Genomic DNA, 23,574 nt, shown 5'->3' on the forward strand with positions numbered 1-23,574 from the left:
GGGGCAGCCGCAAGACGCTCGCCCGGACGTCGGCCGTCAGGCCGTGTGGACGGTGTCCGCGACGGACTGACGTGCGGACATGCGTTCGAAGTGACGGGCCAGATTGGGATGCGCCTCGCGCCACGCGATTTCCGAAAAACGAAAGTCGAGGTAGCCGAGCGAGCATGTCACGGCCACGTCGGCCAGCGTCAGGCGATTGCTTGCGCACCACTGACGCTCGTCCAGGCCGAGCTCCATGGCACGCAGACCTTCCGTGATCTTGCGCAACTGGCGGTCGATGAGCCGCTGCGAGCGCGACGCTTCGTCATGGAACATCGTCTCGACGCGGATCTGCACGGCGGCATCCGTCAGACCGTCGGCCAGCGCTTCCCAGCAGCGCACTTCGGCGCGTTCGCGACCGGACGGCGGGAGTAGCTTGCCCACGGGCGAAAGCGTATCGAGATACTCGCAAATCACCCGCGAGTCGAACACCGCTTCGCCATCTTCCATCACCAGGCAGGGCACCTTGCCCAGCGGATTGGATTCCTGGATGCGGTTGTCGTCGCCCCATACGTTCTCCAGCTCGAGCTTGTAGTCGAGTTTCTTTTCCGCCAGCACGATGCGGACTTTGCGAACGTAGGGACTGGCGAGGGCACCGATCAACTTCATGTGTCTCCTTCATTAATCGCTGTAGCGCGGGGGAGAGTATAACGTGCACGTCGGGCGTGCCGAGGGGCGCCGTGCAAGGCACAGGGAAAGCCCGGAGGAGGGGCGGCGGCGAGCGGAGTCGGGACGGGCGCCACGAAAAATCGCCCCGGGCGCCGCGGCCGGCCTGCGTCCCCATGCACGGGAGCCGGGAATGGTAAAATAACGGCCTTTCCGAGTTGGCGCCTCGCCCGCTCCCCGGTTTTCTTTTTCGGTGCCCAGTGCCATGTCCGACGAATTCTCCCCATTGACCGCGCTTTCCCCGCTCGACGGCCGTTATGCCAGCAAGACCGACGCCCTGCGTCCGTGGCTGTCCGAGGCGGCATTCATGCGTCACCGCGTGACGGTCGAAATCCACTGGCTGATTGCCCTGTCGAAGGCCGGTTTTGCCGAGATCGCACCGTTCCCGGCCGATGCGGAGGCGTTCCTGCTGGGTCTGGCGGCCAACTTCTCGAACGCCGACGCCCAGCGCATCAAGGACATCGAGAAAGTCACCAACCACGACGTGAAGGCCGTCGAGTACTGGCTCAAGGAAAAGGTCCAGGGGCACAAGGAACTCGAGAAGGCGAGCGAATTCATCCACTTCGCCTGCACGTCGGAAGACATCAACAACACCTCGCACGGCCTGATGATCAAGGGCGCGCGCGACAAGGTGATCGTGCCGGCGCTCGAATCGCTGGTGGCCAAGCTCGGTGAGCTGGCGCGCGAGCACGCCGCTCAGCCGATGCTCTCGCGCACGCACGGCCAGCCCGCGTCGCCGACCACGCTCGGCAAGGAACTCGCCAACGTGGCCGTGCGTCTTGCCCGCGCGCTTGAGCGCGTTCGCCGCGTGGAGTTGCTCGCCAAGATGAACGGCGCCGTCGGCAACTACAACGCCCACCTCTCGGCCTATCCGGAATACGACTGGGAATCGTTCTCGAAGGCGGTCATCGAGCAGCGTCTGGGCCTGACGTTCAACCCGTACACCATCCAGATCGAGCCGCACGACTACATGGCCGAGCTGTTCGACGCCGTGGCCCGCGCCAACACGATCCTGCTCGACCTGAACCGCGACATCTGGGGCTACATCTCGGTCGGCTACTTCAAGCAGAAGACGAAGGCCGGCGAGATCGGTTCGTCGACCATGCCGCACAAGGTCAACCCGATCGACTTCGAAAATTCGGAAGGCAATCTGGGGCTGGCCAACGCCGTGCTGCGTCACCTGGCGGACAAGCTGCCGGTCTCGCGCTGGCAGCGCGACCTGACCGATTCGACCGTGCTGCGCAACATCGGTGTGGCGTTCGGCTACAGCCTGCTCGCGTACGATTCGTGCCTGCGCGGTCTGGGCAAGCTCGAAGTCAACCCGCAGCGCCTGGACGAAGACCTCGACAACACGTGGGAAGTGCTGGCCGAGCCGGTGCAGACCGTGATGCGCCGCTTCGGCGTGCCCAATCCGTACGAGCAGCTCAAGGAGCTCACGCGCGGCAAGGGCATTACCCGCGAAGCGCTGCAGGCCTTCATCAAGCAACTGGCCATTCCGGAAGACGCGAAGGCGCGTTTGCTGGAAATGACGCCGGCGAACTACGTCGGTATCGCCGAGTCGCTTGCCAAGCGCGTCTGACGCACGACAGTCGTCCCGGCAGGACAAGGAACGGGCCGCAGCAGCGGCCCGTTTTTCATGGTGGCGAACCTGACGACCGCATAGGCTGCGGCGTGTCACACGCATCGACAGGTTGCTGTGTATCATAGCCGCACAACCTATAAGGAGAATCCCCTCGATGAAGCTGACTTTCGCCGTAGCCGCCTTGGCCGCCGCCGTCGTGCCGGCCCTCGCACAAGCCCAGTTCGCCAAGCCTGACGACGCCGTGGAGTACCGCCAGTCGGCGCTGTTCCTGCTCGGCAACCACTTCGGCCGCATCGGCGCCGTGGTCAAGGGCGACGTCCCGTTCAACAAGGACGACGTAGCGAAGAACGCGGAACTCGTCGCCACCCTCTCGAAGCTGCCGTGGCCGGCCTTCGAAGGCGGTCAGACGACGGCAAGGAGCAAGGCCAAGCCGGAAACCTTCTCCGACAAGGCGAAGTTCCAGCAAGCGGCCGAGAAGATGGAAACGGCGGTCGCGAAGCTCAACACCGCGGCCAAGGGCGGCGACCTCGCCTCGATCAAGACGGCCTTCGGCGAAGCCGCGCAGACCTGCAAGAGCTGCCACGACAGCTTCCGCGCGAAGTAAATCGTCCCGCCTCGGGAAAACAAAAAAAGCCGGTTGCGTTCATCAACGCGACCGGCTTTTTGCATGCTGGACGCCGCATCCGCGCGACGTCGGTACGATGTCAGTAGGACGGAAGCGACGCGACCGCCGGGCTCAGGTGGACGATCTGGTACACGAGCACCGAAGCCAGCACGATCAGCACCAGCGCGCCGGCGCGCACCCGCCAGTCGTCGCGGGCCGGATGCGCGGGCGTCGCGAGTCGCTTGTCGCCCCCGATCATCGGCGTGAGCAGATCCTTCTTCCGGGCCACGCGGTAATAGACGATCGCCAGCACGTGCAGCACCACGAGCGCCACGAGCACCCATTGATTGCGCTGATGCCAACCAGTGAGCATGTCGCTCAGATCCTTGTCGATGAACTTGACGAGCGGCCCGTCGTTGAAGATGTCATCGTTCGAGAACAGACCCAGGCCGGCCTGAATGCCGAAGAAGAGCAGCATGGCGATGACCGACAGCCCGCCCAGCGGCGTGTGTCCGGCAAAACGTGCCTCCGTGGCCGAAGCGTCGCGCAACGAGCGAACGAACGCGAGCGGCCCGGTGAGAAAGGCGCTGAAGCGCGCGTAGCGCGGGCCGGCAATGCCCCATACCACACGAAAGATCAGTAGCGCGAGGATCGCGTAGCCGCACCAGAAGTGATAGACCATCGCGTTGCCGCCGGTCTTGGCCGTCACGTAGGCCGCGACGGCGATCACGACGAACGCCCAGTGGAACAGACGGGTGGGCAGGTCCCAGATGCGGATCGGCTTCATGGCAAGACGTGTTGGAATGGTCGAATTCCGGGAGATTACCGCAAGCCCGGCAGGCGTGCACGCGCCAGGCGCCGATGCGCATCGGATCAGCGAGTACACGGATGAAAAAAAACCGCCGGACGCGCCGGCGGTTTTGGGGACGTGGGCTGCGCGCCGTCAGACGCGTGCGCCGAAGTTCGGATCGTTGCGATCGACCCCTTCCTCGCCGTCCTTGTTGCCGTGCTTGATCAGATCTTCGCGCTTCACGCCGAACCACATGGCGAGCGCGGCAGCGACGAACACGGACGAGTAGATACCGAACAGAATACCCACCGTCAGGGCCAGCGCGAAGTAGTGTAGCGTCTGGCCGCCGAAGAAGAACATCGACAGCACCATCATTTCCGTGCTCGCGTGCGTGATGATCGTACGCGACATGGTCGTGGTGATGGCGTGGTCGATCACTTCCTGCACGGTCGCCTTGCGCATCTTGCGGAAGGTCTCGCGAATCCGGTCGAAGATCACGACCGATTCGTTCACGGAGTAGCCGAGCACCGCCAGCACCCCCGCGAGCACCGCCAGCGAGAACTCCCATTGGAAATAGGCGAAGAAGCCGAGAATGATCACCACGTCGTGCAGGTTGGCGATCACGCCGGCGACGGCGAACTTCCATTCGAAGCGGAACGACAGGTAGATGATGATGCCGACCACGACGAACGTAAGCGCCAGCAAGCCGTCGGTGAACAACTCATGCCCGATCTGCGGACCGACGAATTCCACGCGACGCAGCGACACGTCCGGGGCGTCGGCCTTGAGCACGGTCATCACGGCGTCGCTTTGCTGCGCGCTGGTGATCTGCTTGCCGTCCGGGCCGTTCTGGATGGGCAGGCGGATCATCACGTCGCGCGAAGTGCCGAAGCTCTGCACCTGCACATCGCGATAGCCGAGCTTGCCGACTTCGCCGCGGATCTTCTCGAGATCGGCCGCCTGCGTGTAGGCCACTTCCATGACCGTACCGCCGGTGAACTCGATCGACAGGTGCAGGCCCCGGGTGAGCAGGAAGAACACCGCCGCCACGAACGTGAGCGCCGAGACGATGTTGAAGATGAGGGCGTGCCGCATGAACGGCACGTCTTTCTTGATACGGAAAAATTCCATGACTGTTTCCTCTCGCGCCTGCGGTTATTGCTCGCCCGCGTCGGGTGCGTTCGCGGCACCGTCCGGGCGCCAGACCTGACCGATCGCCAGCGTCTTGAGCTTGCGACGGCTGCCGTACCACAGGTTGACCAGACCGCGCGAGAAGAACACGGCCGAGAACATCGAGGTCAGGATACCCAGGCAGTGCACCACGGCAAACGCGCGCACCGGGCCCGAACCGAACGCCAGCAGCGCCAGACCCGCGATGAGCGTGGTCACGTTCGAGTCCAGAATCGTGGCCCAGGCGTGTTCGAAGCCCAGCGAAATCGCCTTCTGGGCCGACGCGCCCGCGCGCAATTCCTCACGGATACGTTCGTTGATCAGCACGTTCGCGTCGATGGCCATACCGAGCGTGAGCGCGATAGCGGCGATACCCGGCAGCGTGAGCGTGGCCTGCATCATCGAGAGCACGGCCACGAGCAGCAGCAGGTTGAACAGCAGGGCGATCACCGAGAACACGCCGAACAGCATGTAGTACAGCATCATGAAGACGGCGATGGCGATCAGGCCGTACAGCACCGAGTCCACCCCCTTTTGCACGTTGTCCGCGCCGAGGCTCGGGCCGATCGTGCGTTCCTCGATGATTTCCATCGGCGCGGCGAGCGAGCCGGCGCGCAGCAGCAGCGCCAGATCGTTGGCGGCTTGCGCCGAGCCCATGCCGGTGATCTGGAAGCTCTGGCCGAGTTCGCTGCGGATGTTCGCCACCGTCAGCACTTCGCCCTTGCCCTTCTCGAACAGCACGATGGCCATCGGCTTGCCGATGTTGTCGCGCGAGACGTCGCGCAGCACGCGCCCGCCCGCGGCGTCGAGCTTGATGTTGACCGACGGCTGCTGGTGGTCGTCGAAGCCCGCGGCGGCGCTGGTGATGCGATCGCCGCTGAAGATGACCTGACGCTTGAGCAGCACCGGCGCACCGTTGCCGTGCAGGAACAGTTCGTCCTGCGGGGGCACCGGCGTATCGGCCGACACGAGGCGCGGCGCATCCGGGTCCGCCAGACGCGCTTCGAGCGTTGCCGTGCGGCCGATGATGTCCTTCGCCTTGGCGGTGTCCTGCACGCCCGGCAACTGCACCACGATGCGGTCCGGACCTTCCTGCTGGATCACCGGTTCGGCCACGCCCAGTTCGTTCACGCGGTTGTGCAGCGTGACGATGTTCTGCTTGACGGCGTTGTCCTGCACCGCGCGGCGGGCCGCATCGGTGAACGCGCCCACGACCTTGAATGTGCCGTTCGCACCCGCCTGGGTGGTGTACGACAGATCAGGCAGACCGTCGGCGAGCGCGCCACGGGCGCGCTCGGCGTCTTCCTGGCTGGAGAAGGCGACTTCGATGCCGTTGTCCGTGCGCGTCACACCGTTGTGGCGGATGTTCTTGTCGCGCAGCAGCGTACGGGCGTCGGCGGCAGCCGCATCCAGGCGCTTCGTGATGGCGCCGGCCATGTCGACTTGCAGCAGGAAGTGCACACCGCCGCGCAGGTCGAGACCGAGGTACATCGGCAGCGCGTGAATCTTGCCGAGCCAATCCGGCGAGGCCGAGAGCAGGTTCAGCGCGACGACGTAGGTCGGGTCGCTCGGATCGGTGTTCAGCGACGTCTGGAGCAGGTCCTTGGCGCGCAGTTGCGTGTCGGTGTCGGCAAAGCGAATGCGTACGCTCGGGTTATTGCCCGTGCTGTCGAACACGGCGCCCTGGTAAGCGATGTTCTGGGACTTGAGCGCGTCTTCGGCGCGCGAGAGCGTCGAAGGATCGACCTTGACGGTCGCCTTGACGCTGGAAATCTGTACCGCCGGCGTCTCACCAAAGAGGTTCGGCAGTGTATAGAGCACCCCGATGGCGAGCGCCACCAGAATGAGGATGTATTTCCAGAGAGGATAGCGATTCATAGCGGCGGGCTAGGGTGATGCCTCGTGGCAAACCGTGCTGCAGACCGGCTTGCATGGCGGCGCCGGACGCGAGGACCGGCATCGCCATGCACTGCGGCCGCCTTTGAGGGCGGCCGCGTGCGGTTGTGCGTGGATCAGAGCGCCTTGAGGGTGCCCTTCGGCAGCAGGGTCGTGATGGCACCCTTTTGCACGTTGATCTCGACGTTGTCCGCGATCTCCACGGTCACGAAGGTCTCGCCGACCTTCGAGATGCGACCGGCCAGGCCTCCCGAGGTCACGACTTCGTCACCCTTGGCGAGCGCGGCCAGCATGTTGCGGGTCTCTTTCTGGCGCTTCATCTGCGGACGGATCATGATGAAGTACAGCACCACGAACATCAGCACGAGCGGCAGGAAGCTCATCAGGTTGCTGGTCGGGCTGGCGGCGCCAGCCGTCTGAGCGAAGGCTTCGGAAATCAGCACGTTCGGTTCTCCTTATGTGTAAGACGAGTAAAAGCCGCATGCGACCGGTTGCCCGGTCACGCGCGGCATGTTGTTTCGGTGCGAGGACGCACGATCCAAGCCCGGCATTTTACCACCGCCCGACCCCGTTCCCCGGGAGGAATCCATGTCGTCGGCGCCCGCGTCCGGGACTCCGGCCGTCACTGCACCCCGCGCGCTCGCTCGGCGCGGAACTGGGCGACGAACGCGTCGAAACGGTGCGCTTCGATGGCATCCCGGATTTCCTGCATCAGCGTCAGATAGTAATGCAGGTTGTGGATGGTGTTGAGCCGCGCGCCCAGAATCTCCCCGGCTCGCTGCAAGTGGTGCAGATAGGCGCGCGAGAAGTTTCGACAGGTGTAACAGCCGCAAGTTTCGTCCAGCGGGCGGGTATCGCTCTTGTGCGACGCGTTGCGGATCTTCAGATCGCCGAAACGCGTGAACAGCCAGCCGTTGCGCGCATTGCGCGTGGGCATCACGCAGTCGAACATGTCGACGCCGGCGGCCACCCCGGCCACGAGGTCTTCCGGCGTGCCCACGCCCATCAGGTAGTGCGGCTTGTTCGCCGGCAGGCGCGGCGCCACGTGCTCGAGCACACGCATCATGTCTTCCTTCGGTTCGCCGACCGACAGTCCGCCGATCGCATAGCCGTGGAAGTCCAGTTCCGACAGGCCCGCGAGCGACTCGTCGCGCAGGTGCTCGTACATGCCGCCCTGCACGATGCCGAACAGCGCGTTCGGATTCTCCAGGCGATTGAACTCATCGATGGAGCGCTTGGCCCAGCGCAGCGACATGCGCATCGACTGGCCGGCCTCGACCTCCGTGGCCGGACGGCCGTCGATTTCGTATGGCGTGCATTCGTCGAACTGCATGACGATGTCCGAATTGAGCACGCGCTGGATCTGCATCGAGATTTCCGGCGAGAGGAAAAGCCGGTCGCCGTTGACGGGCGAGGCGAACTTCACGCCTTCTTCGCTGATTTTGCGCAGATCGCCCAGGCTGAACACCTGAAAACCGCCGGAATCGGTGAGGATCGGGCGATCCCAGCCCATGAAGCGGTGCAGGCCGCCGTGGGCGGCAATTGTCTCGAGCCCCGGGCGCAGCCACAGGTGAAAGGTATTGCCGAGGATGATCTGGGCGTTGTTCTCGACGAGCTCGGCGGGCGACATTGCCTTGACCGAGCCGTAGGTGCCCACGGGCATGAAGATGGGCGTCTCGACCACGCCATGGTTGAGCGTGACGCGCCCCCGGCGGGCTTGCCCGTCGGTGGTGATGAGTTCGAACTTGAGCATGTGTCGTGCGCCCCGGCACCACCGGCAAAACAAGCCAGCGCCCGCACGGGACGTCAAAAAATGAGCGGCCGCGCCCCATGCGCGGTCAGGGCGCTATTGTACCGGTAAGTCCCGTCAAGTCTTGCGGGCCGTCCCACAGGCGCCCTCGCCGGTGCGCCATGTCCGCCGGCAGTCTCAGGCGGCGGTCTTCGTCGCGTGGCGAACCGCTTCGCGCGAGAGGATCATCGCGTCGCCGTAGCTGAAGAAGCGATACCGCTGCTCGATCGCGTGCCGGTATGCCGCGCGAATCGTCTCCATGCCGGAGAAGGCCGAGACGAGCATGAGCAGCGTCGACTTGGGCAGGTGGAAGTTGGTGATGAGCCGATCGACGAGCTGGAAGCGGTAGCCCGGCGTGATGAAGATGTCCGTCTCGGCGCTGCCCGCACGCAGCGAGCCGGGGGCGGCGCCCGCCGCCAACGCCGCCTGGGCGCCGGATTCCAGCGCGCGCATCGACGTGGTGCCTACCGCGATCACACGCCCGCCACGGGCGCGCGCGGCGGCAATGGCGTTGACCAGCGATGGCGTGATCTCGTACCACTCCGCGTGCATCTTGTGCTCGCCGATGTTCTCCACGCGCACCGGCTGGAACGTGCCTGCGCCCACGTGCAGCGTCAGCGTGGCTCGCTCGACGCCCAGCGCGTCGAGCCGGGCGAAGAGGGCGTCGTCGAAGTGCAGGCCGGCCGTCGGCGCCGCGACCGCGCCCGGATGGCGGGCGTAGACGGTCTGGTAACGCGTCTCGTCGCCGGCGTCGGCGTCGTGCGTGATGTAAGGCGGCAACGGCAGTCGGCCGTAGGTCTCGAGCAGCGTATAGCAGTCGTCGGGAAAGTGGAGCGTGTAGAACGGCTCGACGCGTTCGCCGACCGTGACCTCGAACGCGTCGGCCAGGCGCAGCACCGTGCCCGGCGCGGGACTCTTGCTGGCGCGGATCTGGGCGAGGGCGGTGCGGTTGTCGATCACGCGCTCGATGAGGACTTCGATCTTGCCGCCGCTCGCCTTCTGGCCGAACAGACGCGCCTTGATGACGCGCGTGTCGTTGAACACGAGCAGGTCGCCGGGGGCGAGCAGGCCGGGGAGGTCGGCGAAATGCCGGTCGTAGAGGTGCGGCGGCGTGACGCGGCCATCGACTTCCAGCAGGCGACTGGCGGTGCGCTCGGCGAGCGCCGTCTGCGCGATGAGCTCGGGCGGCAGGTCGAAATCGAAATCGGAAAGGGTATACATCAGCGTTTACAATGCACAGGGTCTGTTCACCGGGATACCGGGCTCGTGAACGTGTCTGGCCGGACGGCCGGCGGGACGCGCTCCCTTCCACGTCCCCGGGATGAGGGTGAGCAGGACCAAAGACCGACATTTTACTTGGTTCGTCCGAAGGCCTGCCGGCACGGCGCGCGCTTCGGTGCGGACGACCCCGACCCGCGACTGCATGACCGAACGCAGAATGCCCGCCAACGCGCGTGACAATGAGCCCGCCGATCTCGTGGATCCAGCCGATGCCGCCGGGGCGCAGGTGGACGCTTCGTCGCGTCCGGCTGCGAAGCGCGCCGCCCGAGGGGCTGCGCCGGCGAAGTCGTCGGCGTCGGCGAAATCCGGCAAATCCGCCGACAAGATGGATAACGCCGACAAGACCGACAAGGCCACCAAAGCCGCCAACGCAGCCAAGGAGCCCGCGCGCAAGACCGGCTCGGGCAGCGCCGACAAGCTTGCCAAGCTCGGCCTGAAGCGCGACATCGACCTGATCCTGCATCTGCCGATGCGCTACGAGGACGAGACCACGCTGCGCAAGATCGGCGAGGTGCTGCCGAGCGAGATGGCTCAGGTCGAGGGTGTCGTCACGTCGAGCGAAGTGGCATACCGGCCGCGCCGCCAGTGGGTGGTGCGCATTGCCGACGAAGGCCACGAGCTGGTGCTCCGGTTTCTGAATTTCTATGGCAGCCAGCAGAAGCAGCTCGCCGTCGGCACGCGCGTGCGGGTGCGCGGCGAAGTGCGCGGCGGCTTCTTCGGGCTGGAGATGGTGCATCCCGCCTATCGCGTCGTGCAGGACGCCGCCGCCCCGTTGCCCGAATCGCTCACGCCCGTCTATCCGAGTGCGGCAGGCCTGTCGCAAGCCTACTTGCGCAAGGCCATTCACAACGCGATGGAACGCACGCCGCTGCCCGAACTCCTGCCGCCGGGACTGCTGCAGCACGCCATCGGCCCGGATCACCCGTTGCCCGCGCTCGCAGACGCCGTGCGCCTGCTGCACGCACCGCCACCCAACGTATCGGAGACGGCGCTCGTCGAGCGCTCGCACCCGGCATGGCTGCGCATCAAGTGCGAGGAACTGCTCGCGCAGCAACTGTCGCTCAAGCGGGCGCAGGCGGCGCGCCGGCGTCTGGCGGCACCGGCGCTCGGCACGCGTGTCGCCGGGGGCTTGCTGGCGCGCTTCGAGGCGGCGCTGCCGTTCCGCCTGACCGGTGCGCAGCAGCGCGTGTGGGCGGAGATCCGCGCCGATCTGGCGCAGCCGCACCCGATGCAGCGTCTGCTGCAGGGCGACGTGGGTAGCGGCAAGACGATCATCGCCGCGCTTGCGGCCGCGCAGGCCATCGACGCAGGTTATCAGGCGGCGATCATGGCGCCGACCGAAATCCTCGCCGAACAGCATCTGCGCAAACTCTCCGCATGGCTCGCGCCGCTCGGCGTGGAAGTGGCCTGGCTTGCGGGCAGCATGAAGGCGAAGGAAAAGCGGGAGGCGCTGGCGCGCGTCGCGAGTGGCGAGGCGCAACTCGTCATCGGCACGCACGCCATCATCCAGGACACGGTCGCGTTCGCCCGGCTGGGCATGGCCGTCGTCGACGAGCAGCATCGTTTCGGCGTGGCGCAGCGTCTCGCGCTGCGCAGCAAGATGCGGACGGCGGGCATGGGCGAGAACGCCATGCCGCATCAATTGATGATGAGCGCCACGCCGATTCCGCGCACGCTTGCCATGACCTACTATGCCGATCTGGACGTGTCCGTGATCGACGAACTGCCGCCGGGCCGCAGCCCGGTCGTCACCAAGCTCGTGAGCGATACGCGCCGCCCCGAAGTGATCGACCGCGTGCGCGCGGCGGCGCTCGCGGGACGCCAAGTGTACTGGGTCTGTCCGCTCATCGAAGAGAGCGAGGCGCTGCAACTGCAGACGGCGGTCGACACGCACGCACAACTGGTCGCGGCGTTGCCGGAGTTGCGCGTGGGCCTCGTGCACGGGCGTCTTTCGCCCGCGGAAAAGGCCGCCGTGATGGACGACTTCACGCGCGGCGACACGCACCTTCTGGTGGCGACGACGGTGATCGAAGTGGGCGTGGACGTGCCCAATGCCTCGCTGATGGTCATCGAGCACGCCGAGCGTTTCGGGCTGGCGCAGTTGCATCAACTGCGCGGACGCGTGGGGCGCGGCTCGGCCGAATCCGTCTGTCTGCTGATGTATGCGTCGCCGCTGTCGATGGGCGCGAAGGCACGCCTGCAGACGATGCGCGAGACCACCGACGGTTTCGTCATCGCACGACGCGATCTGGAGATTCGTGGACCGGGCGAGTTTCTCGGCGCGCGGCAGTCGGGCGCGGCCATGCTGCGCTTCGTCGATCTGAATGAGGACGGCTGGCTGATCCCTGGTGCGCAGGAAGCGGCCGACGTGTTGCTGAAGTCGCATCCCGCCGCCGTGGCCGCGCATCTGGAACGCTGGCTCGGCGCTCGGGAGGATTATCTGAAGGCATGAGCCGAGCCGGCGCGAGGTCCGCAACAATGGGAAGATGCCACGAGCGTCGCCCGAAAATGGGCAATTGCCGCTCGATTGTGCTATAAAAAACAAAATCTATCGGCTGCGGTGATTCGATTAATGACACAGGTTAGGACGACATGACCCTCACGGAACTCAAGTACATCGTGGCGGTGGCGCGGGAGCGCCATTTCGGTCGCGCGGCGGAAGCCTGTTTCGTCAGCCAGCCCACGCTGTCGGTGGCCATCAAGAAGCTCGAGGACGAACTGAACGTTCAGATTTTCGAGCGTGGCGCCGCCGAAGTCAGCGTGACGCCGCTCGGCGAGCAGATCGTGGCGCAGGCGCAGCGCGTGCTCGAACAGACCATCGCCATCAAGGAAATTGCCAAGCAGGGCCGCGATCCGCTCGCCGGCCCGCTGCGCCTCGGCGTGATCTACACGATCGGGCCGTACCTGCTGCCGGCGCTCGTGAAGGAGATGATCGAGAGCACGCCGCAGATGCCGCTCATGCTGCAGGAGAATTACACGCTCAAGCTCATCGAGTTGCTCAAGCAGGGCGAGATCGACGCGGCCATCATGGCGCTGCCGTTCCCCGAGAGCGGGTTGATGGTGCGCCCGCTCTACGACGAGCCGTTCGTCGTGGCGCTGCCGCGCTCGCATCCGTGGGCGGAGCGCGAGCAGATCGACGCCGGAGATCTCAAGCAGGAAACGATGCTGCTGCTCGGCAGCGGTCACTGCTTCCGCGATCATGTGCTCGGCGTGTGCCCGGAACTGATGCGCTTCTCGCAGAATGCCGACGGCATCCAGAAGACGTTCGAAGGCTCCTCGCTCGAAACCATCCGGCACATGGTGGCGAGCGGCGTCGGTATCACCGTGTTGCCGAAGACGTCGGTGCCCGAGACGCACGCGCCGGACAGCCTGTTGCGCTACGTGCCGTTCTCGGCGCCGGTGCCCGATCGCCGAGTGGTGCTGGCCTGGCGCAAGAGTTTCACGCGTCTGCCGGCGATCGAAGCGGTGGCCCAGGCCATCGCCCGATGCCATCTGCCGGGCGTGATCCCGCTCGATCTGCCCGCCACATCGAACTGACCGTTCTCCAGCGGGGGCGTTCTGCCCCCGCCGCGCCTCATCTGCCGAATTCCCCTCCCGGCTTTGCCCGATCACCGCTGATCGGACAGATCCACCCAATGCAGTGTCCGCTGCCGGGCGCTTGCCTCTCCCTGTTTTTCCTCCCGTTTATCCCCCGGCGGCGACGCTGAACCGCCGGTCACATTGCTTTTCTCTATGAAATATATGAAAACGATCAATTCGACTATTTCAATAAAAATATTTAATCTTGCGACATGCGTTTGAGAGCCGCGTCACAGTAGACGTGAGGCTCGACAGACGCTCCGAACGACCCATGGCCGGGCTTATGGATCCGCACAGCAACGACGCATTCGAAGGTGCCGAAATGACCCAGTGGAAGGCCTATTTGCACGACATTGAAAACACGCTGGAACAAGTCCTTGCCGACTTCGCGTTGATGAGCGCGTAAGCCAGGCGATATCGACCCATCAGGAAACAGGAGAGCGTCACATGTCCGATACGAACAAACTCACGACCGCCGCCGGCGCACCGGTGTCCGACAACCAGAACACGATGACGGCCGGCCCGCGCGGCCCCGCGCTGCTGCAGGACGTGTGGTTCCTCGAAAAGCTCGCGCACTTCGACCGCGAAGTGATTCCCGAGCGCCGTGTGCACGCCAAGGGTTCGGGGGCGTACGGCAAGCTGACCGTCACGCACGACATCACGAAGTACACCCGCGCGCGGGTGTTCGAGACGATCGGCAAGGAAACGCCGGTGTTCCTGCGTTTCTCGACGGTGGCGGGCGAGCGCGGCGCCGCCGACGCCGAGCGCGACGTACGCGGCTTCGCGCTCAAGTTCTACACGGACGAGGGCAACTGGGATCTCGTGGGCAATAACACGCCCGTGTTCTTCGTACGCGATCCGCTCAAGTTCCCGGACTTCATTCACACGCAGAAGCGCGATCCGAAGACCAATCTGCGCAACCCGACGGCGGTGTGGGATTTCTGGTCGCGGCATCCGGAGTCGCTGCACCAGGTGACGATCCTCATGAGCGATCGCGGCTTGCCGGCGAACTATCGTCAGCAGCACGGTTTCGGTTCGCACACGTTCAGTTTCGTCAACGCGGCGAACGAACGTTTCTGGGTGAAGTTCCACTTCAAGTCGATGCAGGGCGTGGCAAACCTGACCAATGACGAAGCGGCGCAAGTCGTGGCGAGAGATCGCGAGAGCGCGCAACGCGATCTGTTCGAGGCCATCGAAGCCGGCAACTTCCCGCGCTGGCGCATGCAGGTGCAGATCATGCCCGAGGCCGATGCGGCGACGTACCGCATCAACCCGTTCGACCTGACGAAGGTATGGCCACACGCGGACTACCCGCTGATCGACGTGGGCGTGCTGGAGCTGAACCGCAATCCGGAGAACTACTTCGCCGAGGTCGAGCAGGCGGCGTTCAATCCGGCCAATGTGGTGCCGGGCATCGGTTTCTCGCCGGATCGCATGCTGCAAGGCCGCCTGTTTTCGTATGGCGACACGCAGCGCTATCGCCTCGGTGTGAATCACAGCGCGATTCCCGTGAATGCTCCGAAGTGCCCGTTCCACAACAGCTTCCATCGCGACGGCGCCATGCGCGTGGACGGCAACCTGGGCGGCGCGCCGAACTATGAGCCGAATCGTTATGGTGCGTTCGCGCAGCAGCCGGAATTCCGTGAGCCCCCGCTGGGATTGGGGGCGGTGGCGGATCGTTTCGATCATCGCGAGGACGACGATTACTACTCGCAACCGCGCGCGTTGTTCAATCTGTTCGACGATGGCCAGAAGGCGCGCCTGTTCGACAACATCGCGGCGGCAATGAATGGCGTGCCGGAAGATGTGGCGCAGCGCCAGATCGATCACTTCGCGAAGATCGATCCCGCTTATGCGGCGGGCGTGATTGCGGCACGCAAGGCGTTGGCAAAGTAAGGCGTTGAGCGGCTCACGAGACGGCGCGGTGCTGCCGTCCCGTGCGGCGATTCGACGTGTGCATGCGAGCGCGTGTGGTTCAGGCCGCCGGCCAGAAAGCGCGGATCGCGGCAATGCCATGGGCGCCCGCATTGCGCGCGTTGCCCAGCATGTCGGCGCGCATGCCGCCGAGCGCGAACACCGGCAACGGCGAGCGCGCCGCCAACGCGGTGAACGCGGGCCAGCCGAGCGGCGTGGCGTCCGGATGCGTGGCGGTGGCCAGTACCGGCGACAGCGTCACGAAGTCGAGTCCCAGGTGTGCTGCATGAGCGAGTTGCGCGGCATCGTGGCAGGCGGCGCTCACGAGCTTCCAGCCCGATGGGCGCTCGCGGCTCGCCATGAGGCGCGCGCTGGTGAGATGCCAGCCATCCGCCTTCGGAACCGCGCCTGCGTGCCCGCCATTCGACGCCTCGAGCCAGAGTTCGGCCACGTCGTGCGGGGGATTGAGCAGGAGTTGGGCCCCGGCGGCGTGCGTGAGCGCCAGTGCACTTTCGGCCAGCGCGCGATAGCCGTCCGCATCGAGCGAGCGATTGCGCAGCTGTACGAGCCGGATGCCGCGCGCGAGCGCTTGCGCGAGTTGCGATGCGAACGTCGCGATCTGCGCGCGGGAGGCGACGTCGGGCGTCACGAGCAGTTGGCGGGGAAGCGGCACGGCGGGAGCATCGCTGGTGACGTCGGTCACACGCGACGCGCCGGAAGATCGGCTGGGCATCGGCGGGCGGCGGGCAGAGTCGGCGGGCATGCGCGCAGTGTAACCGGAACACCGGGGCGAACGTCATGAGGAAAGTACCGAGATCGACCGACGCGGAACCTCGCGCGGCTCGATGACATCCGACACGGTGGCGACGCAAGTCGTCGCACGAACTCGCCATCGAAGGCGGTTTTTTCAATTCGATGCGCGTGTGGCATTGCCGCATGGCGCAGCGAGCAACACAGTAAATGGAGTGACCATGGCAAGGAAGAACAACGCGGCCAGCGTGAATATCGGCATCAGCGACAAGGATCGCAAGCGCATCGTCGACGGCTTGAGTCATCTGCTTGCCGATACCTACACGCTGTACCTGAAGACCCACAATTTCCATTGGAACGTGACCGGCCCGATGTTCAACACGCTGCACCTGATGTTCGAGGGGCAGTACAACGAACTGGCGTTGGCCGTCGATCAGATTGCCGAGCGTATTCGTGCGCTTGGCTATCCGGCGCCGGGCACGTACAAGGCGTTCGCGAAGCTGTCGTCGATTCCCGAGGCCGAAGGCGTGCCGACGGCCGAGGAGATGATTCGTCAACTCGTGGAAGGACAGGAGGCGGTGACGCGAACCGCGCGGGGCATCTTCCCGACGGTCGAGGCCGCTTCGGACGAACCGACCGCCGATCTGCTCACGCAGCGCATGCAACTGCACGAAAAGAACGCGTGGATGCTGCGCAGCCTGCTTGCCTGAGCCTGACCGGCATCGCCAGCGCGCCAGGGTGTCGGGCGCGTAATCGTCAACGCGTCAACGCCTGTGCTTTGCGCGGGCGTTTTCGATTGTGCCGCCTGACGGCGCGGTTCGCGCCGTCAGGAAACACGTTCGCCCTATCGGGCGGGAAATGCCATAGAGAAAGGGTGCGCTCCGCGATGCAGTCCAGTACACTCGCCGGATGCCCATCGATTGGCTCCTCCGAAATCTCCTCGTCAGCCTGTTCCTGCCGCCGGTCAATGTGCTGGTGCTCGCAGGGCTCGCGTTCGTGTGCTGGCGACGCTGGGCGCGCGTCGGCAAGGCCCTGGCCGTGTTGGCGGCGCTCTGCCTATGGTTGCAGGGGTCTCCGTGGTTCGCGCGGCAAGTGTCGCGGCCGCTCGAAGTGGGGACGCCCGTCGACATTCGTACGATCGAGCCCGCGCACGGCGCGGCTGGCGCGGCGGCGAAGTCGCCGCAGGCCGTCGTCGTTCTCGGCGGCGGCCTCGGCCTAGGCAGCCCCGAATTCGGGCGTGAGAATGGATATGACCTCGGTCGTGCGACGCTGGAACGTTTGCGCTACGGTGTGTTTCTGGCACGCCACGCGGAATTGCCGGTGCTGGCCTCCGGCGGCAGTCCGTCGGGCAAGGTGGCCGAAGCGCGCATGATGGCGCAGGTCGCGACCGAAGAATTCGGCACGTCGGTCCGCTGGATCGAGGGCCAATCGCTGAACACGGCGCAAAACGCCGTTTTCAGTGCGCGTATGCTGGCCAACGTCGGCGTCACGCGCGTCTACCTGGTCACGAGCGCCTTGCATATGCGCCGCGCTCGCGATCAGTTCGAGCGTGCCGGGCTCACGGTGGTACCCGCACCGTGCTGTAACGCCACAGCGCTCGACCCGGACGCAATTCCTGGCTGGTGGCCCACCATTGACGGTCTGCGCGACACGCGTCAGGCCATGCGCGAGTGGATGGCGCTGGCCGTAGGGCATTGATCCGCGCGCGTCCTGCTCGATGTCGTCAAACCCGACATCCCAGGCGCGTATGTTGAGGCGAGCTTCGCAGCGCCGCGAGCTTGCCGATTTGCCAACCTCAAGAAACGAGAGAGACGTATGAAGACGAAAGCTGTCCTGACTGCAGAAGACGTGCAGAAGATCAACGCCGCCGCCGTGGCCGAAGCCACCGCGAACGGCTGGAACGTATGCATCACGATCGTGGACGACGGCGGCCACGCGCTGTCGCTGTATCGCATGGACGGCGCCGCGCCGAGCACGGCCATGATGTCGCTGGGCAAGGCGCAGACGTCGGCGCTCGGTCGTCGCGAGAGCGGCGCGTTCGAGGAAATGATCAACGGCGGCCGTTTCGCGTTCCTGAGCGCGCCGAACACCGCGATGCTCGAGGGCGGCGTGCCCATCGTCGTCGATGGCGACGTCATCGGCGCCGTCGGCGTGTCGGGGGTGAAGTCCGCGCAGGACGCGCAGATCGCCCGCGCGGGCATTGCCGCCGTCGTCGCCGCTACCAGCGCCTGATTCCCACGAACGGGATGTCCGGGCGAGCAGGCCCGGTGCGGTTGTCGAAGCAGCATCGTCAGCGAAAGCCGGCGATGCTTTTTTTGTGGGCTGCGCGGTGGCGAGGCAAACGCAAAAAAAGAAAACCCGTCCTCGCGGACGGGTCAAGGGCTTGTCAGGCCGGACGGTCGCAACCTGAGGCTTGGCAGGTTGGACCACGAGGAGAACATCAATGAAATCCGTGTGGCTGGACAAAAAAAGCGGCTTGGCTGGCGCGCAACGCAGGTAGAGAGGGGCTTGCCGTAACTACATGGGATCGCGTTGCGTTCGCTGGCTACTGCCAAACACCTCTTAGGCGAGGTGGTCCCCACAAAACTCGGTGAAGCCGGCGGCACGGTCGTGGTCGTGCCACCGTCAAAATTCAGTGTCTTACTTCGTCAGGATCAACTTGCCGTAACGCGTGGCGCGCAACTGGTACGTCTGTCCGTTGTGCAGGATGTTCACGCATTGCGTGCCTTGCAGCAGATGATCGCTGGTCAGAACACGACCGGCTGCGTGAGTGGCCGGCTTGGCTACCACCGGCGCCGGGCTCGCAGCTTGCGTGCGCGACACCGAGAGGGTGCGGCGCGGTGCCGTAGCGGGCGTGGTCTGGCGGGCAGTGGTGTGGCTTGCGGTCATCTCGCTCATCCGTGTGGCTGACTGTGAGATGAATATTAAATGAGAATCATTCCCATTTATATTTGAATTTGACTATTGTTGCTGTTTGGTAAATAGACTCTTGCTAAACAACCGGTCGCCGGCCCATGCGAAGCCTGTGTCCGACGACCGGTGTATCAGCCCAGCGCGCCTTGCTCGGCGAGGGCGCGAATCTGCGCGACCGTGTCGATGTCGGCCTCGCGATAGGCGGATTTCACGAACTCGCTGTAGCGCGTATCGGCGGTGGCGACGTCTTCCGGCAACGTCGTGCTGTAGGTGAATCGCACGAAGTAATGGGTTGGCGTCGGCTCTTCGATACGCATGGTGAGGGTGCCACCGGCATGTTGTTCCGTCGCGGCCGTCTCGTAACGCACGGATTGCTGCGCGTCGAAGACGACCCGGTCGTGCACGATCGTTTGCCCGAAGCGCAGTTCGCGGGTGAGCGTGTCGTCCGAGCGCTCGTGCACGATGCACTTATCGAGCCCCAGCACGAAAGTCTCCGGCTGCTCGGCGCGCAGCACGAGCCCGCGCCATAGTTGTTCGCGCGACAGCGCAAAAGCCAGCGGATTCAGGAGGTCGTTGACCTCGATCAGGTGTTCGTACTGCAAGACGTTTTCCTCGGTTTTCTGTTCCTGTCGATGATTGCCCGCGTCATGTCGCACGTCGGGCCGTCCATCGAATATCACGCCACCAATGTGCTGTCGATGGCGATGGTGCCCGACAGCACCTTGTGAATTGGGCATGCATTGGCGATTTCCAAGAGGCGCTGCCGCTGCTCTTCGGACAGATCGCCCGCGAGTTCGATCTGGCGCGTGATCTGCGTCGTGCCTGCCGGCGGTTTGCCTTCGGGGTTCATCGCGAGCGTGACCTTCACGTCCTTGAGAGGCCATTCCTTGCGGCGCGCATACATCTGCAGCGTGATCGACGTGCATGCACCGAGGCTCGACAGCAGCAACGCGGCCGGCGCGGGACCGATATCCGCGCCCCCCAGCGTGGCCGGTTCGTCGGCAACCCATTCGTGTTTGCCATCCGTGAGATGCGTGGTGTAACCGGCGGCGCCCAGATGGGCGGTGACATTGGCTTCTGCGGTCATGACGACTCCTTTGTGGGGCGATGACGAAATGAGCCCGACATTGAAAAAATTTCGGGCCACAACGCACGTTAGGTGCCATTGTGACCCAATTTCATCTGCTCGGTACGCAGGACGAGGAGGTGAATCCCGTCGCGCGTCAGGCGTTCGAACCTGTGGCGGGAATCCGTCCCATGCGGCCGGCCTGGAAGTCGAGAATCGCCTGACGGATCTCGCTTTCCGTGTTCATGACGAACGGGCCGTAACGCGCGACCGGCTCACCGAGGGGCTTGCCTCCGATCAACAGAAACGACATCGGCTCGTCGCCGTCGTTGCGCACCGTCACGCCTTCGCCGTCGCTGCCGAAGACGACCATCTGATGCGCTTTCGCCGGCGTCGCTTCCGGGCCGAAATGCCCTTCGCCGTCAATCACGTAGGCAAACACATTGAAGTCGGATGGCACCGCGTGATCGAGCAGCGCCTGCGGCTGGAGCGTGAAGTGCTGATAGAGGATCGGCGTGCGCGTCTCGATCGCCGCATGCGTGCCCAGCGCCTCGCCGGCGATCACGCGCACGCTGACCTTGCCGTCCTCGGTGGCTGCCACCGGGATGCCTGCGGCGGGCAGTTCCTGATAGCGCGGCGTCATCATCTTGTCGGCACTGGGCAGGTTCACCCACAACTGGAAGCCGTGCATTTCGCCACCACGCGCCTGGAACGCCTTCGACGGCATCTCGGAGTGGATCACGCCTGCACCGGCCGTCATCCATTGCACGTCGCCCGGCGTGAGTTTGCCGGCGTGGCCCTGCGAGTCGCGATGCTCCATTTCGCCGGCGAGCAGGTACGTCACGGTCTCGAAACCGCGGTGCGGGTGATCGGGGGCGCCCTTGGCGTCGCCCGGCGCGACCTGCATCGGACCCATTTCGTCGAGCAACAGGAATGGATCGAAATCCATCAGCATGCGCGTCGGGAACGGACGATTCACGTGGAAGCCGGCGCCTTCCTGCGTTTGTGCCGCGGTGAAGACGCGGGCGACCGGGCGGGCGTAGGTTGTGCTCATGGGGAAACTCTCCTGTGGGGACCGGCGCCGAGAGGGCGCCGCGTGTCCTGTGTCACGTGCCCACTATATCGGGGCGCATGGCGTGAGGAGTAGCCTGTAAGCGGGGAAGGATTGTTACCCGATTGGAACAATATCGACCAAACGACGGCACGATGGACAGTTTGCGGGGCGTATGGACGAAAAAAAGCGCGGTGGCTTGCACCGCGCTTTCATTTTCGTTGCCGCAGCGAATCCGGCCCTGCCGGAACAACGCTTACCGGGTCTCGGGCTCGGTCAGGAAACCGAGCTTGGTGACACCGGCGGTCTGAGCGTCGGCAAGCACCTTGGCCACGCTCTCGTAACGCACGTTCTTGTCGGCGAACAGGTGCAGTTCCGGTTGCGGCTGTGCCTCGGCGGCTTGCGCGAGACGCGCCTTGAGCGCGGCCTCGTCGACCGGCTGCTTGTCCCAGAAGACGGTGCCGTCAGCCTGGATCGACACGTCGACCTTGGTCGGCTTGGTGTCTTCCGGCTGGCTGCTCGCTTGCGGCAGATCGAGCTTGACCGAGTGATTGAGCACCGGCAGCGTCACGATGAAGATGATCAGCAGAACCAGCATGACGTCGACGAGCGGCGTCATGTTGATCTCGCTCATCATGCCGTCATCGCCGCTTTCGTCGCTGGAGTAGGAACCCATGGCCATAGCGAACTCCTTCTTTCGTTCGGCGGCTTAGCTGGCGCTGGCCGGCGAGGCCTTGCGCACCGGCGTGACGTTGCTCGCGAACTGCTTCGAATGCAGGCTGGCGCCGGTCAGGAAGTAGGCATGCAGGCTGTGTGCGAAGCGGTTGAGCTTCGAGACGACGCCCTTGTTGGCGCGCGTCAGGGCGTTGTAGCCGAGCACGGCGGGGATGGCCACGAACAGGCCGAAGGCGGTCATGATGAGCGCCTCGCCCACGGGGCCGGCCACCTTGTCGATGGTCGTCTGGCCCGAGGCGCCGATGGCCAGCAGGGCGTGGTAGATGCCCCAGACCGTACCGAACAGACCGACGAACGGCGAGGTCGAGCCGATCGACGCGAGCATGGCCAGGCCGCTTTGCAGGCGCGAGACGGTGTCGTCCACGGAGTTCTTCAGGGCGCGCGTGATCCAGTCGCTCACGTCCATCTTGTCATGCAGATGCGGCTGGCTCTGGCGGTGGTGTTCGGCGGCTTCCTGACCGGCGAGCGCCAGTGCGAGGAACGGATTGTTCTGACCCGACTCGCTCAACTTCTGCAGACCGGCGGAGAAATTCTCCGAGTGCCAGAAGTCGGGCTCGGCGGTGCGCGTGAGACGGCTCAGGCGGAAGACTTGCGTGCCCTTGATGAGGATGACCGTCCACGACAGCACCGACATCACCAGCAACACGATCGCGATGGCGCGGGTGACGAAATCGCCCTGCGCCCAGACGTGGCTCAAACCATACTCTTGCATTTTGCGTTCCTCTGGAGATCCAGTTCGTGAATCGTTGCGTTAGTTGTTCAGATTAAACCCGAAGGGCTTGGCCGCGGTGGTTTCCACGGCGCGGCCGTCCTTCATCGGGGGCGCACAGCGCATCTTGTAGGCGGATTCGATGGCCGCTTTGTCGAGTCGGGGGAAACCGCTCGACTTGGTGATCTCGGCGCTCGTCACCCGGCCGTTCGGGCCGATGACGACCCGCACCGTTGCCACGCCTTCCTCGCCGAGCCGGCGCGACTGGGCCGGATAGACGAGCGGCGGATCGGGGCACTCGACCTTGAGCCCTTCCACGCGTCCCGGCGGCGCGGCGGCGGGAGTGGGCGCGGGCGGTGCCGGCGGCGCAGGCGGTGCCGTGTCCTTCACGGGCTCGGCCGTCTGCTGCGGCGGCGCGACCGGTTCGGCCTTCTGCGTAATCGCATTGTCGGGCTGAACGCGTGGTTTCGGCGGCGGCGGCGCGACCTTTGGCTTCGGCGGCTCGGGCGCGGGTTTGGGAGGCGCGGGCTGCGGAGGCGCGGCCTTTGGCTGCGGCGGGATGATCGTGGCGGAGAGGACTGTCGGAACAATCGTCGCCTGTTCGGGGTCGTTGCGCAGATGCGACAAGCCGATCAGGGCGGCGAGGTGAACGACCACGATCGCCGCCGCCACCGCAATCGCGCGCGGCGACATTAACGGATCGCGGCTCGATAGGTTCGCGAGGGCGGTTGGGAGCACAGTCGACATGATAACGGCTAGGGTACGCTAATTGCGGCGATGAACGGTGAGTGAAGCGCGGTGAGCGGAATCTCGAGGTTCGGATGGGCCGGACGTGCGATCAAAGGAAAACCGCGCCAAGGGGCGCGGTCGGCGAACATGGGGGTGAGTCAAAGACCGAACTGCCACTCACCTTCGAAACAGGAAAAACGATAAACATAACGTCGAGACAAAGGCAATCGTGAATTCCATCTGGCACCTCCAGGGGGGCGAGTCGCTGGCTGGCGCACGGCGTCGCAAGACGCCTGGCTGGCTCGGTTGCC

Annotated in this window: 24 protein-coding genes; 9 read left to right on the forward strand and 15 right to left on the reverse strand. The window is 65.0% G+C overall.

The window, feature by feature from the left end:
- Nucleotides 1-36 precede the first annotated feature (36 nt).
- Entirely contained in the window at nucleotides 37-648 is a 612-nt protein-coding gene (locus tag RO07_RS04560) for a glutathione S-transferase family protein (protein ID WP_039408426.1), read from the reverse strand.
- A 262-nt stretch (nucleotides 649-910) separates the two neighbouring features.
- On the opposite strand from RO07_RS04560, the gene purB reads away from it, so the two are divergent.
- Both purB and RO07_RS04570 read left to right on the forward strand, forming a co-directional pair.
- A complete protein-coding gene (gene purB, locus RO07_RS04565; protein WP_039408429.1) occupies nucleotides 911-2,284 on the forward strand; it encodes an adenylosuccinate lyase in 1,374 nt (457 codons plus the stop codon).
- A 157-nt stretch (nucleotides 2,285-2,441) separates the two neighbouring features.
- Nucleotides 2,442-2,891: a c-type cytochrome gene (locus RO07_RS04570; protein WP_039408431.1), complete on the forward strand. Its 450-nt coding sequence runs from the start codon at nucleotides 2,442-2,444 to the stop codon at nucleotides 2,889-2,891.
- A 100-nt stretch (nucleotides 2,892-2,991) separates the two neighbouring features.
- On the opposite strand, the gene RO07_RS04575 is transcribed toward RO07_RS04570, so the two are convergent.
- From RO07_RS04575 to queA, 6 genes are all read right to left on the reverse strand, one after another.
- Complete coding sequence (locus RO07_RS04575) at nucleotides 2,992-3,678, reverse strand: cytochrome b/b6 domain-containing protein (protein WP_039408435.1); 687 nt, start codon at nucleotides 3,676-3,678, stop codon at nucleotides 2,992-2,994.
- 156 nt (nucleotides 3,679-3,834) lie between these two features.
- Entirely contained in the window at nucleotides 3,835-4,812 is a 978-nt protein-coding gene (gene secF, locus RO07_RS04580) for a protein translocase subunit SecF (RefSeq protein ID WP_039408438.1), read from the reverse strand.
- Nucleotides 4,813-4,836: 24 nt separating this feature from the next.
- On the reverse strand, nucleotides 4,837-6,729 hold the full coding sequence (secD, locus tag RO07_RS04585; protein ID WP_039408440.1) for a protein translocase subunit SecD: 1,893 nt from the start codon (nucleotides 6,727-6,729) through the stop codon (nucleotides 4,837-4,839).
- Nucleotides 6,730-6,863: 134 nt separating this feature from the next.
- Nucleotides 6,864-7,130 (reverse strand): preprotein translocase subunit YajC, encoded by a 267-nt coding sequence (yajC, locus tag RO07_RS04590; RefSeq protein WP_237171437.1) that lies wholly within the window; start codon nucleotides 7,128-7,130, stop codon nucleotides 6,864-6,866.
- 239 nt (nucleotides 7,131-7,369) lie between these two features.
- Complete coding sequence (tgt, locus tag RO07_RS04595; protein ID WP_039408446.1) at nucleotides 7,370-8,500, reverse strand: tRNA guanosine(34) transglycosylase Tgt; 1,131 nt, start codon at nucleotides 8,498-8,500, stop codon at nucleotides 7,370-7,372.
- A gap of 174 nt (nucleotides 8,501-8,674) precedes the next feature.
- Nucleotides 8,675-9,757 carry a tRNA preQ1(34) S-adenosylmethionine ribosyltransferase-isomerase QueA gene (queA, locus tag RO07_RS04600; RefSeq protein ID WP_039408448.1) on the reverse strand — a complete coding sequence of 361 codons (1,083 nt, stop codon included), beginning with the start codon at nucleotides 9,755-9,757 and terminating at the stop codon, nucleotides 8,675-8,677.
- 202 nt (nucleotides 9,758-9,959) lie between these two features.
- Here queA and recG point away from each other — a divergent pair, with 202 nt between their 5' ends.
- The 4 genes from recG (at nucleotide 9,960) to RO07_RS04615 (ending at nucleotide 15,292) form a co-directional block, all read left to right on the forward strand.
- The gene (gene recG / locus RO07_RS04605) at nucleotides 9,960-12,269 is read left to right on the forward strand and encodes an ATP-dependent DNA helicase RecG (protein ID WP_039408451.1); all 2,310 of its coding nucleotides are present in this window, start codon (nucleotides 9,960-9,962) and stop codon (nucleotides 12,267-12,269) included.
- 140 nt (nucleotides 12,270-12,409) lie between these two features.
- On the forward strand, nucleotides 12,410-13,354 hold the full coding sequence (locus RO07_RS04610; RefSeq protein WP_039408454.1) for a LysR substrate-binding domain-containing protein: 945 nt from the start codon (nucleotides 12,410-12,412) through the stop codon (nucleotides 13,352-13,354).
- Between the two features lie 313 nt (nucleotides 13,355-13,667).
- On the forward strand, nucleotides 13,668-13,802 hold the full coding sequence (locus RO07_RS26730; protein ID WP_257786855.1) for a hypothetical protein: 135 nt from the start codon (nucleotides 13,668-13,670) through the stop codon (nucleotides 13,800-13,802).
- A gap of 41 nt (nucleotides 13,803-13,843) precedes the next feature.
- Nucleotides 13,844-15,292, forward strand: a complete 1,449-nt coding sequence (locus RO07_RS04615; RefSeq protein ID WP_039408455.1) for a catalase — start codon at nucleotides 13,844-13,846, stop codon at nucleotides 15,290-15,292.
- A gap of 79 nt (nucleotides 15,293-15,371) precedes the next feature.
- Here the strand turns inward: RO07_RS04615 and RO07_RS04620 are convergent, their stop codons facing one another.
- Nucleotides 15,372-16,013, reverse strand: a complete 642-nt coding sequence (locus RO07_RS04620; RefSeq protein WP_237171375.1) for a thiamine phosphate synthase — start codon at nucleotides 16,011-16,013, stop codon at nucleotides 15,372-15,374.
- 268 nt (nucleotides 16,014-16,281) lie between these two features.
- Here RO07_RS04620 and RO07_RS04625 point away from each other — a divergent pair, with 268 nt between their 5' ends.
- The 3 genes from RO07_RS04625 to RO07_RS04635 all read left to right on the forward strand — a co-directional run bounded on the left by RO07_RS04625 (nucleotide 16,282) and on the right by RO07_RS04635 (nucleotide 18,292).
- Nucleotides 16,282-16,770: a Dps family protein gene (locus tag RO07_RS04625; protein WP_039408456.1), complete on the forward strand. Its 489-nt coding sequence runs from the start codon at nucleotides 16,282-16,284 to the stop codon at nucleotides 16,768-16,770.
- Between the two features lie 199 nt (nucleotides 16,771-16,969).
- Nucleotides 16,970-17,758: a YdcF family protein gene (locus RO07_RS04630; RefSeq protein ID WP_039408457.1), complete on the forward strand. Its 789-nt coding sequence runs from the start codon at nucleotides 16,970-16,972 to the stop codon at nucleotides 17,756-17,758.
- Between the two features lie 117 nt (nucleotides 17,759-17,875).
- Nucleotides 17,876-18,292, forward strand: a complete 417-nt coding sequence (locus RO07_RS04635; RefSeq protein WP_039408459.1) for a GlcG/HbpS family heme-binding protein — start codon at nucleotides 17,876-17,878, stop codon at nucleotides 18,290-18,292.
- Between the two features lie 408 nt (nucleotides 18,293-18,700).
- On the opposite strand, the gene hemP is transcribed toward RO07_RS04635, so the two are convergent.
- The 7 genes from hemP to RO07_RS04670 all read right to left on the reverse strand — a co-directional run bounded on the left by hemP (nucleotide 18,701) and on the right by RO07_RS04670 (nucleotide 23,281).
- Nucleotides 18,701-18,958 carry a hemin uptake protein HemP gene (hemP, locus tag RO07_RS04640; RefSeq protein WP_039408466.1) on the reverse strand — a complete coding sequence of 86 codons (258 nt, stop codon included), beginning with the start codon at nucleotides 18,956-18,958 and terminating at the stop codon, nucleotides 18,701-18,703.
- Between the two features lie 146 nt (nucleotides 18,959-19,104).
- Nucleotides 19,105-19,575: an SRPBCC family protein gene (locus RO07_RS04645; protein WP_039414304.1), complete on the reverse strand. Its 471-nt coding sequence runs from the start codon at nucleotides 19,573-19,575 to the stop codon at nucleotides 19,105-19,107.
- Nucleotides 19,576-19,649: 74 nt separating this feature from the next.
- Nucleotides 19,650-20,060, reverse strand: coding sequence for an OsmC family protein (locus RO07_RS04650; protein ID WP_039408471.1), 411 nt, complete (start codon nucleotides 20,058-20,060; stop codon nucleotides 19,650-19,652).
- A 136-nt stretch (nucleotides 20,061-20,196) separates the two neighbouring features.
- On the reverse strand, nucleotides 20,197-21,093 hold the full coding sequence (locus RO07_RS04655) for a pirin family protein (protein WP_039408472.1): 897 nt from the start codon (nucleotides 21,091-21,093) through the stop codon (nucleotides 20,197-20,199).
- Between the two features lie 253 nt (nucleotides 21,094-21,346).
- Entirely contained in the window at nucleotides 21,347-21,772 is a 426-nt protein-coding gene (locus RO07_RS04660) for an ExbD/TolR family protein (RefSeq protein WP_039408473.1), read from the reverse strand.
- 27 nt (nucleotides 21,773-21,799) lie between these two features.
- Entirely contained in the window at nucleotides 21,800-22,537 is a 738-nt protein-coding gene (locus RO07_RS04665) for a MotA/TolQ/ExbB proton channel family protein (protein WP_039408475.1), read from the reverse strand.
- 39 nt (nucleotides 22,538-22,576) lie between these two features.
- A complete protein-coding gene (locus RO07_RS04670; RefSeq protein WP_072636955.1) occupies nucleotides 22,577-23,281 on the reverse strand; it encodes an energy transducer TonB in 705 nt (234 codons plus the stop codon).
- Between the last annotated feature and the right edge of the window lie 293 nt (nucleotides 23,282-23,574).

The sequence above is a fragment of the Pandoraea pulmonicola genome (assembly GCF_000815105.2).
GTDB lineage: Bacteria > Pseudomonadota > Gammaproteobacteria > Burkholderiales > Burkholderiaceae > Pandoraea > Pandoraea pulmonicola.

Coding starts and splice junctions, on each gene's coding strand:
- RO07_RS04560 (WP_039408426.1), bottom strand. CDS start 648: ATGAAGTTGATCGGTGCCCTCGCCAGTCCCTACGTTCGCAAAGTCCGC.
- purB (WP_039408429.1), top strand. CDS start 911: ATGTCCGACGAATTCTCCCCATTGACCGCGCTTTCCCCGCTCGACGGC.
- RO07_RS04570 (WP_039408431.1), top strand. CDS start 2,442: ATGAAGCTGACTTTCGCCGTAGCCGCCTTGGCCGCCGCCGTCGTGCCG.
- RO07_RS04575 (WP_039408435.1), bottom strand. CDS start 3,678: ATGAAGCCGATCCGCATCTGGGACCTGCCCACCCGTCTGTTCCACTGG.
- secF (WP_039408438.1), bottom strand. CDS start 4,812: ATGGAATTTTTCCGTATCAAGAAAGACGTGCCGTTCATGCGGCACGCC.
- secD (WP_039408440.1), bottom strand. CDS start 6,729: ATGAATCGCTATCCTCTCTGGAAATACATCCTCATTCTGGTGGCGCTC.
- yajC (WP_237171437.1), bottom strand. CDS start 7,130: ATGAGCTTCCTGCCGCTCGTGCTGATGTTCGTGGTGCTGTACTTCATC.
- tgt (WP_039408446.1), bottom strand. CDS start 8,500: ATGCTCAAGTTCGAACTCATCACCACCGACGGGCAAGCCCGCCGGGGG.
- queA (WP_039408448.1), bottom strand. CDS start 9,757: ATGTATACCCTTTCCGATTTCGATTTCGACCTGCCGCCCGAGCTCATC.
- recG (WP_039408451.1), top strand. CDS start 9,960: ATGACCGAACGCAGAATGCCCGCCAACGCGCGTGACAATGAGCCCGCC.
- RO07_RS04610 (WP_039408454.1), top strand. CDS start 12,410: ATGACCCTCACGGAACTCAAGTACATCGTGGCGGTGGCGCGGGAGCGC.
- RO07_RS26730 (WP_257786855.1), top strand. CDS start 13,668: ATGGCCGGGCTTATGGATCCGCACAGCAACGACGCATTCGAAGGTGCC.
- RO07_RS04615 (WP_039408455.1), top strand. CDS start 13,844: ATGTCCGATACGAACAAACTCACGACCGCCGCCGGCGCACCGGTGTCC.
- RO07_RS04625 (WP_039408456.1), top strand. CDS start 16,282: ATGGCAAGGAAGAACAACGCGGCCAGCGTGAATATCGGCATCAGCGAC.
- RO07_RS04630 (WP_039408457.1), top strand. CDS start 16,970: ATGCCCATCGATTGGCTCCTCCGAAATCTCCTCGTCAGCCTGTTCCTG.
- RO07_RS04635 (WP_039408459.1), top strand. CDS start 17,876: ATGAAGACGAAAGCTGTCCTGACTGCAGAAGACGTGCAGAAGATCAAC.
- hemP (WP_039408466.1), bottom strand. CDS start 18,958: ATGAGCGAGATGACCGCAAGCCACACCACTGCCCGCCAGACCACGCCC.
- RO07_RS04650 (WP_039408471.1), bottom strand. CDS start 20,060: ATGACCGCAGAAGCCAATGTCACCGCCCATCTGGGCGCCGCCGGTTAC.
- RO07_RS04655 (WP_039408472.1), bottom strand. CDS start 21,093: ATGAGCACAACCTACGCCCGCCCGGTCGCCCGCGTCTTCACCGCGGCA.
- RO07_RS04660 (WP_039408473.1), bottom strand. CDS start 21,772: ATGGCCATGGGTTCCTACTCCAGCGACGAAAGCGGCGATGACGGCATG.
- RO07_RS04665 (WP_039408475.1), bottom strand. CDS start 22,537: ATGCAAGAGTATGGTTTGAGCCACGTCTGGGCGCAGGGCGATTTCGTC.
- RO07_RS04670 (WP_072636955.1), bottom strand. CDS start 23,281: ATGTCGACTGTGCTCCCAACCGCCCTCGCGAACCTATCGAGCCGCGAT.